The 9272-nt window shown below is 38.6% G+C and carries 10 protein-coding genes; 4 read left to right on the forward strand and 6 right to left on the reverse strand.

What is annotated here, in order from left to right; translation table 11 throughout:
* Positions 1-122 precede the first annotated feature (122 nt).
* The gene (locus M1P97_RS24865) at positions 123-932 is read right to left on the reverse strand and encodes a PD-(D/E)XK nuclease domain-containing protein (protein WP_151853672.1); all 810 of its coding nucleotides are present in this window, start codon (positions 930-932) and stop codon (positions 123-125) included.
* A 273-nt stretch (positions 933-1205) separates the two neighbouring features.
* Here M1P97_RS24865 and M1P97_RS24870 point away from each other — a divergent pair, with 273 nt between their 5' ends.
* The 3 genes from M1P97_RS24870 to M1P97_RS24880 are packed head-to-tail and all read left to right on the forward strand — an operon-like array spanning position 1206 to position 4256.
* Entirely contained in the window at positions 1206-2336 is a 1131-nt protein-coding gene (locus M1P97_RS24870; protein ID WP_151853673.1) for a DUF262 domain-containing protein, read from the forward strand.
* Positions 2330-3391, forward strand: a complete 1062-nt coding sequence (locus M1P97_RS24875; RefSeq protein ID WP_151853674.1) for an AAA family ATPase — start codon at positions 2330-2332, stop codon at positions 3389-3391. Before M1P97_RS24870 ends, M1P97_RS24875 begins: the two co-directional genes overlap by 7 nt.
* Before the next feature lie 4 nt (positions 3392-3395).
* The gene (locus M1P97_RS24880; RefSeq protein WP_151853675.1) at positions 3396-4256 is read left to right on the forward strand and encodes a hypothetical protein; all 861 of its coding nucleotides are present in this window, start codon (positions 3396-3398) and stop codon (positions 4254-4256) included.
* Between the two features lie 135 nt (positions 4257-4391).
* Here M1P97_RS24880 and M1P97_RS24885 read toward each other — a convergent pair whose 3' ends face one another.
* From M1P97_RS24885 to M1P97_RS24895, 3 genes are all read right to left on the reverse strand, one after another.
* The gene (locus tag M1P97_RS24885; RefSeq protein WP_054349505.1) at positions 4392-4868 is read right to left on the reverse strand and encodes a hypothetical protein; all 477 of its coding nucleotides are present in this window, start codon (positions 4866-4868) and stop codon (positions 4392-4394) included.
* 10 nt (positions 4869-4878) lie between these two features.
* A complete protein-coding gene (locus M1P97_RS24890; RefSeq protein WP_117741554.1) occupies positions 4879-5655 on the reverse strand; it encodes a hypothetical protein in 777 nt (258 codons plus the stop codon).
* Positions 5656-6413: 758 nt separating this feature from the next.
* On the reverse strand, positions 6414-6701 hold the full coding sequence (locus tag M1P97_RS24895; protein WP_237475908.1) for a hypothetical protein: 288 nt from the start codon (positions 6699-6701) through the stop codon (positions 6414-6416).
* A gap of 24 nt (positions 6702-6725) precedes the next feature.
* Between M1P97_RS24895 and M1P97_RS24900 the strand changes: the two genes are divergently transcribed.
* Positions 6726-7820: an ISAs1 family transposase gene (locus tag M1P97_RS24900; RefSeq protein WP_151853676.1), complete on the forward strand. Its 1095-nt coding sequence runs from the start codon at positions 6726-6728 to the stop codon at positions 7818-7820.
* Between the two features lie 477 nt (positions 7821-8297).
* Here the strand turns inward: M1P97_RS24900 and M1P97_RS24905 are convergent, their stop codons facing one another.
* Positions 8298-8627, reverse strand: a complete 330-nt coding sequence (locus tag M1P97_RS24905) for a hypothetical protein (RefSeq protein WP_151853677.1) — start codon at positions 8625-8627, stop codon at positions 8298-8300.
* Positions 8628-8646: 19 nt separating this feature from the next.
* Positions 8647-9126 carry a hypothetical protein gene (locus tag M1P97_RS24910; protein WP_249390482.1) on the reverse strand — a complete coding sequence of 160 codons (480 nt, stop codon included), beginning with the start codon at positions 9124-9126 and terminating at the stop codon, positions 8647-8649.
* Positions 9127-9272: the final 146 nt, after the last annotated feature.

A 9272-nucleotide genomic window follows, 5' to 3' on the forward strand; every position in this document is an offset into this window, starting at 1 on the left:
TGCGGAGGCCGTTTCCTTGAGCGGACCGAAATACCTAATCTTGACTCTATTCATAGAGTTGTTGTATAGACCATGTGCAAATATAGTGTTTCTAAATGAGATGACCTAACGAAGGTCGTACCTCATTTGCCTTGGACATAAATACCTTTCCAGTTGTCCGGAAAATGCTTTTCCTCCCACATGTAATTGAATCTTTGGGGTGAACAAAAGGAACCTGCTGCATAAAAGACAGAATAGAAGACAGAATATGAAGGATTTCCTTTATAACCTTCGACATCAGCTAAAATCTCATCCATGGTTCTGTTGAGTTCTTTTTCATCCTTTACATATTTAAATTCGATTGCGCATTCCAATGAAGGTATTAATATATCCGGATTATAGCATTTGGCTGTTTTCTGAAATTTGAAGCTGCAAGATTTATTATCAGGAAATGCTGTTTTGCAGATATTAATCATAGGTTTGTACACCTCCGGTTCGGATTTTGGTTGTATGTCAAAGTCTGCAAGTAACGTAGCTGTACTGTTTAAAATATTCTCCAGAATTTCAAATTCTTTATGAGCACCTGTAATGCTGAAATCATCGAACGCGTTCAAATATTTTCTATAAGCAAGTATCAGTTCGCTATCCATGTCTTCTGTACCACCTAGCATTCTTTCTTTTTCGTAGAATGGTGTAATTTCTGTTAGAAAAGAATTATAATAATCCGGAAGGTGCTTCGCTTCAATATACGCTTGTACTAAAGGACGCAATTTTTTTGCCATGTAGATTAGGGAATCCTTTCTTTCTTGTTCGTCCATTTCATAATCAAGACGTTCTTCTTCGGACAATTTAGAAAAATCGGGCATTCCGTATTCTTCAAACATCATATACTCGTAGTGGCTACGGCTGAATGCAGCCATTAATTCTTTTATTTTTTCCGCTAAATGTTTCATATCTATTTTTTTATAAACAAAATAGACCAAACGGTCTGTCTGCAAATATATTCTTTTTAATCTATGAAAAGAAATAGAAGTACCATTTTTTTGAGGTGAAAATATGAATTTAGCAAAACAGAGCGCAACTGAGAATGAGGCTTGAACGGGAAGACACTGAGGCTTATGTATTGAGTACATCCGACAGGGGTGGGAATGTTTTTTAGATTGATTTGGATTATGTGTCGGAAAAACATTGTATCTTTGCACTAATAAGAAGAAAGAAAGGAATTTATGGACTTTGAAGGAGAATATACCATGCGGACGGCTTCCAACCAGCAGAGTTATGAGCCGGATACCGTATATCCGGACGCCGTGCTGAATATAGCCCGTGATTCGGCTTCCGTGTTTCAGCTGAAGCGGAAATGGGAAAAAACTCCTCCGATGTTGAATCTGACTCCCGATTTCCAGCGAGGGCTGGTATGGAAACCCAAACAGAAAAGCGAACTGATAGAATCCATACTGATGGGTATTCCCCTGCCTCTGATTTACGTGAAGGAGGATGAAAAGGGAGTGTATGTCATTGTGGACGGCAAACAGCGCCTGAGTACATTGTTCAGTTTTATCAATAATGAATTTGCTCTGGAGAAACTTACCATCTTGAAGGACAAGAATGGTTCCCGGTTTGACAAACTGACTCCATTGGAGCAAAATAAGATAGAGGACTGCTCCCTGACCTTGCATGTGATTAAGGCTCCCACCAGCGACCGGGTCACTTTTGATTTGTTCGACCGGGTGAACCGGGGCGGGACGCGGCTAAACAACCAGGAAATGCGTAACGCGCTTTATCAGGGCAATGCCACGAAACTGATTAACCGGCTGGCTGAAAAGGAGGCCTTTGTTGAAGCCACGGAGCATTCCATTCCTGCCAATCATATGAAAGACAGGTATCTGGTACTCCGGTTTGTGGCTTTTTATCTGTGGCAGCAGCATGTCACCATAGACCCTGACACTGACGGGCCTTTGGACTATCGAAGTAATGTGGAGGATTTTTTAGGGAAAACGATGCGTTTTCTCAACCGGTTGGAGCCGGAAAACGGTTTGTTCAAAGAGCTGGACACCCGATTTACCCGTGCCATGGAACTTGCCATACGGCTGCTTCCGTCAGGTGGCTTCCGGCTGCCTTCGTCACCCGGTAAGAAACGACCGATAAACATGGCTTTTTTTGAGAGTTTCAGCTACCTCCTGTCCAGACTGAATGGGGAAGGGGAGCAGCTCCATTGTCGGATTCAGGAAGTTTATATGCAATTAATATGTGACGCTGCCTATTTGGATTCCCTTACCCGTTCTGTGGATAGCGGCAAGCAGACCGAAAAGCGTTATGAAATTATCAACCGACTTATTCATGAATTGAATTTATGCTAAACAATTTGACCATAAACAATTATAAATGTCTAACAGATTGTTCGTTGGAGTTAAAACCTCTGAACTTGTTCGCCGGTCCGAATTCATCGGGAAAATCTACCGTGTTGCAAGCCCTGCTGACCGCTTCGGATAATGTGACGGAGAAAAAAGGGAAACACGGTTTGAAGAACCGGAGGACAGAAGCGTCGAACTTCAATGACGTAAGGAACTTTGTAACCAACGCCAAGTCATACGAAATCGGTATTTCGTATAATGGTGAAGAACCGACCGTGCTTTGTTTTACTCCAGGAGATGACTCTTACCAAACTACTCTTGTGGAACAATCGGCTGACGCGTCTTCGGATTTATTGGGAATCCTCGGAAGTGATAACCTGCTGTATCTGCCTGCCACACGTCCCGGTGGCGCATACGCGCAACCCATCAATCCCGATTCGGAAAACAAACTGGGACGTAACGGAGAATTTGTGATTGACTATTATGCCAAGCACCGTCTGGAGCCACTGGATGCCGCTTTGATTCTGGCTCCCGGTACTCAAACCTTGGAAGGGCAGGTAAATCACCAACTGGATAAACTGACCGGCTATCGGTTGGTGGTGGAAACAGTAGGAAACAATCACTATGTGAAGTATGAAACGCGTAGCGGCAAACAGCTTTTCCCTTATCATGTCGGTACCGGAGTGAGTTTTATTACGGAGGTCATCATTGCCTGTTTTGCCACTCCGAGAGGCGGTATGGTGATTACGGAAAATCCGGAAATCCATCTGCACCCCAAAGCGCAAGCCGACTTGATTGATTTTATGGCGAAAGTGGCGCAAGCCGGTGTGCAAATTATCATAGAAAGCCATAGCGACCACCTCTTCAACGGTATCCGGCGTCTGATTAGCCAGGAAAAGTTGGCTTTGTCCGATGTCTCCGTATATAATTTCAGGCAGGACGGGAACGGACTGACACGTGCCGAACGTGTGGAATTTACTCCCCAAGGAGGAATCCGGTCGTATATCCCCGGGATGTTCGAGCAGTTTGATATTGACCTGGATGCTATTTTGAAGCTATAAGATTATGGACGGTATCATTATCAACGAATTGTCATTGAGCGGACAATTTCATGACAGCCAGGATTTCTGGAAGAACGGAATGCCTCCTTTTTACAAAGCATTGCAGGATGCCCGTTCGTTCGGAGTGGGGTATCTGTTCAAACAAGGAAGTTTTTACGGGGCACAAGCCACTCCTGACAAGACTCTTCATGATTTGCTGACAGCACCGGAAGCCCGTATCATAGACGAAGCGAAACGGTACAAGAGTACATTGGCACGTGCCATCTGTAATCCGTTTTGGGACGATGCACCCCAGCAGGATTCGAATGCACATTATCTGGCAGATGAAGCAGATGTGTCCGGCAGTTCCGTTGCCGAGGCTACTGCCCGTGCGGTCTGTCTTCTGTCGTTTATACGCTCCTTGTATGAGAAGCATCCGGTTGTTGTAACCAAAGACGGAGTTGCTATTCCGGTGGGGAATATATGGAAGGAGAAGCAGTTGTATTCCATCTTGTTTGAAAGGGGAGAATTGCCTCTCAAGAAATATATCATAACCCGTTTCAGCGGAGGGAAACTTGATTTCAGCCTTGTTGATGACACTCATGGATTTTCCCTTATTGACAATGAGAACCAAAACGAGTTTATTGATTCATTCCGCAAATTTGAAGAATTGGATTGGAATGCCATAGCAACGGACAAAGGATTGGATTACAAAACGTATAATAAGAATAAGAAAAGCAAGCGTTATTTTTCAGATGAGCAATGGAAGAAAGGCATTAAGAAATTCAGGATCACTCAGCGGAACAGGTGTTTTGGTTATGTGGATAATGGTATTTTTTATGTGTTGAGGTTTGATTTGGACCATGAGCTAAGCGATGTGGGATAATGTTTTTATAGTCTTGGTATTATTTTTATAGATATAGAAAACTGTCCAAAAACTCATATCCTGTTTATACATACTATACTATGTGTTCGATAAGAGTTCTTGGACAGTTTGAAGTATATTCTATCCCTTTCCTATTTAAAGTTTACTAAAAAAGCAAGCAATTGCAAATTTATAAAGATTTGAATCCTGTTTATCTCCATATACTTTCAAATCAAATGTGTAATTCAAAAAAGCTTCTTCTAATCTTTCTATTTCATCAACAGACAAAAAAGGTTCTTTGAAAAATAGAAACTCTACAGATTTTACTTTTCCGTACGAATCACAAATAAATGTAGTGGCTATCTTTTCAGATTTCAATTCTTCCAATCTTGCCGGTGATAATACTTCTATGTATAAGTTATTGACTGGTGTCGTTTGTTTGGCTACAAAATTGTCCAGTATTTTATCTTGCTGAAAACTTCTATTCAAAGTTTGACGATAAATCTTCTGGTTCTTATAATCATATACATAAGATTTGCCATTGGAAACTTTAACTTCGTTTTGTGCACAAATATTATTTGTAAAAACAAATAATGCGACAATTACTGAAATGAAAAAACTTAATGTCTTCATAATATCTTTTTTAAATACCGTAATTATTATTTATATAATCAAGTAGCGAAGGTTGCATACTATAAATGATACCTTTATTATAGCCAGGATCTTTAACTTTAAAAAACTCCATATAGTTGTAATAACCATATCCAGCATATTTAGTAGATAACACTTCTGATAGAGAAGGAAATTTTTCATCAAGAAAACCATCTTCACATAACAACATAATCCATCTTGTATAATCATCGGCATGTGTCGGTCCTGCTCCTAAGCCACCAAATCCATATCCATTAGCGCAATATATAAGTTCTTGAATAATCTTTGCTTCAAATTCTATGTTTGGAGTTCCTTCTTTACCTGCATATTGAAGAATTCCATTGAAATATACTCTATCTTGTGCGGCATGTATAAACTCCTCCTGTATTGAATTCGTTGCGATTGTTGAGCCTGTTTTCAACAATACCTCATTCGTTTTTGCATTGTACGAAGCTGGTGCTGTGCCTGTATCGCCTCGGGATATTTTTGATACCTTTTTAGTTGTCAGTTTCTTGAAAACACATCTGTATCCTTTGCCTAAAGGATTACTTTGTAATTCCTCAAGAATGGAATTGACAGAACCTTGGTCTGTTAAACTCAACGACACATTGCTAATAAAGCTACTCATAGGATAAGTCAATGAAGCTCTACCCGAAAGACCCCTTGTGGTAACATCATCTTCATAGGAGAAAAGTAAATCATCTCCAGAGCATGAAACCATAAATAAAATGGCTATGCATGAAATAAATTTGAACATCTTTTTCTTCATAATGTTTTTCAATTAAAGATTAATATTTAATTAGAGTTTACACTTTCTTAAAGTTGATATACTAGCGAATTGGACTGCCTTTGGTTTAATGTCGTTGAATTTAACGACATTAACTATATGATCTAACGTACCTAATATAAATTTCACTCTTATTTAAAACCGATTAGTCGGTTTGTTTTTGCAAATATATAAGTTAAAATCAAAAAATGAAAACCTATCCTTGGTTATTTTCAAAAAAATATCAAAGGGTACTAACGGAAGCTGAGTGATGCAGAATATCTCTCAGAAAGAGGGTGTGTCAAAACTAAAATGACTACTCTCCAAAGTTACAGATTGTAACTTTAACACTTAAAAGGGTCGTATCGAGCACTGCATTAAGTAATGGATACGACCCTTTCTTTTGCCTTTTAGGATGCCCAACTTTCAGATTATAAGTTCATCTTTTCAAAAATTGAGTTTTGACACACCCTCAAGAAGAAAAAAGGAATTATGGATTTTGAAGGAGAATGTACCACGCGGACGGCTTCCGTATTCCAGTTGAGGCGGAAAGAGGAAAAGGTTACTTCAATGCTGAATCCAACTCCCGATTTCCTGAAGGTTTAGTATGGAAGTCCAAACAGAAAAGCGAATAGATAATTCCCGATTTATTTACCCGTATCATGGACTTGCCATACGGTTACTTCTGTCAGGTGGTAAAAAACGGCTGATAAACATAGCTCTTTTGAGAGTTTTAGCTGCTTGTTCAAGCAAGGGAGTTTTTAAGGGGTGTAAACCACTTTCGATAAGACTATCAACGATTTGTTGACAGCACCGGAAGCCCGTGCCATAGATGAAGCGGATGTGTCCGGCAGTTCCGTTGCAGAAGCCACCGCCCGTGCGGCCTGCCTTCTGTCGTTTATACGCTCCTTGTATGAGAAGCATCCGGTTGTTGTAACCAAAGACGAAGTTGCTATTCCGGTGGGAATATATGGAAGGAAAAACAAATGCGAATATATACGAATATCTTTGTTCAAGGACAGGGCAACCGCATCAAAATTTGTAATCATCAGTGAAGTGTTTATCTTTGCCTCATGAATCCATCCAAGTATTTTTCAGAAGTTACCGATCCTCGTGTAACAGGTCGTTGTCTACATTTGTTGTCAGACATATTAATGATAGGTTTGTGTACTTACCTGACAGGCGGAACAGATTATGAGGATATGCGTCTGTTTACCTTGGAACGTGGAGAAAAACTTAAGGATATGCTTTCACTTCCTCACGGTGTGCCTTCAAAAGATACGTTTGAGCGTGTGTTTCAACGCATAGACCCAACCGAATTAGAACATTGTCTTTGTAGTTATGGGAAGTCAATCCTGTCGGATTTATCAGAAAAACAGATTGTTATAGACGGGAAGAAGCAAAGTGGGACATTGCCGACCTCTCGCGGGAATAAAGGTCTGTACATTTTGAATGCCTGGGTAAGCGAGAACGGATTCTGTATATATCAGAAAAAAGTGGAAGACAAGTCCAATGAGATAACAGCCATTCCCGAAGTGTTGTCAGCCATAGATATTGAGGATGCAGTTATATCCATAGACGCTATGGGAACGCAACGTGAGGTTGTAGACTTGATATTTGAAAAGAAGGGGCATTATCTATTGTCGGTAAAAGGTAATCAGAAGTCTCTATATGAGTATATTGAATGTGCTTTTAAAGTACACGGCGGCCTTGATTCGGATACGACTGTGGGAAAAGACCATGGAAGGATAGAAGTCAGGAAATGCAGCATTCTTCCGGCCGTGGAATATCTGCTTCCGGAAACCATTCAATCTTGGAAAGGATTAGGGAGGATTGTAAAAATGGAATCAAGTAGGGAGATGAACGGGAAAACGGCTCTTGAAACCAGATATTATATCAGTGACGAGCAAGGATTAAGTGTGTCTTACTTTCAAAAAATAATAAGAGGACACTGGAGTATTGAGAACCAACTGCATTGGCATTTGGACGTTACTTTTAAAGAGGATGATTGCAGAGCGAGGAAAGGATATTCATCACAAAACCTGTCAGTGATTAGAAAAGTGGCTTTACATATCATCTCTGAACAAAAGGATAAGTTAAGCCTCAAAAAAAGACTTTACAAGGCAGCTTTGGATATTAACTATTTAAAAAAGTTATTGCAGTTCTGACCGGATGATCTGAATCATAAAAAAGAGGCCTCTTTTTATAAGAGACCTCTCATAAGATCTTACGAATCATAGTCGAAAGACTTTGGTTGTAAAATCGCCACGTAAAAAAATCCAATCGCTAAGGTTGTTTTTCATAGTTAAGGTTTTGCTGTCCGCAATATCCGCTTTACTTCCCAAATAACACATTTTTTTTGGAACTATTTTAACAAACCTGTTGCAAAACATATTATGAATGGAATTTTGGTGCGGTTGCCCTGGTTCAAGGATTGTATATATATTCTTTATTAGAATAGTAACTATTTAGTGGGTATTTTCTCATTTGATATATTTGTCTATAAGACTTTTTAATCAAATGAGAAATGGGAAAATAGAAGTGTAGATAGATAAATTTTCTACTTGTTCCATATGTAACTGACATAAAAATATTGATTCTTAATAAAATACCCAATTAAATAGTTACAATTACTAGTATGATAATTAATTCTTTTTTTTTGCCCAATTATTATAACGAGAACTTAATATGTTTCTCCATTCTTCACTTGGACATTTTTCTATGAGATTTTTGTATTTATCACCATTAACTTCTAATGACTCAATCAATTTCAACAAAGACCATTGTAAATCATAGAAAGCGTTTTCAGGAAATAAGTTTATTAAAATTTCTCCTTCATCATATGTGATGGGGAGCGTTATTTTCTCCAAAAGTGAGTCATATGAATTTACTACATTGTCTATATTTTCATCATCATTAATTGATTCATTGGGCATTCTTCCTAAATCTTGTAATTCTAATATTTCTTTTCTCATTTTTTTGTGATTTTAAAATTTAGTGACAACTATTTTTAACTATATCCAATGATAGTTCTCCCTTTTTTAATTTTCCTATATTTTCATATTCAGAAATAATTTGTTGGATAGAATTATCGAATTTTCCACCTCCAATTTTATGTAAATCTATTAAGTCATCTTTTAGGACATCTTTAAATGCTCTGTTTTGATCAATAGCTGCTGTAACTCTACCTTTTGTTTTAAAGGTTCTTGTTTTAGCATGGTCTGCATCTGTCATAACAATTGCAATCCCTTCATTTCTTGGTAGATGTCCTAATTTATCTTGAGGTATATGATGAATTTGAAGACCATCAAGACGGTCAGAGGCTTTAGATAATGCTCCATATGTGCCAACTTGACCTTCAACTACTGTTAATCCCCATATGTCAATCCACTTATTCGTATTTTCTACATATCCATAAAATGTTGGATTAGAGCCTGCTAATCTTATAGGATCTTGGGATATATAACAGTTCATGAGACTATCATAATATCTAAACTCCTTATACTTCCGTTCTTTAAACTCTCAAAACTTTAAGGTCAGAGATTAAAAAAACAGTTCCCACACTGCCTCACAGTCCAAAACAAACTCAAAGAACACAAAAAATCCGCAAAAAGCCAAAA

The sequence above is a fragment of the Parabacteroides leei genome, assembly GCF_023369805.1.
GTDB lineage: Bacteria > Bacteroidota > Bacteroidia > Bacteroidales > Tannerellaceae > Parabacteroides > Parabacteroides leei.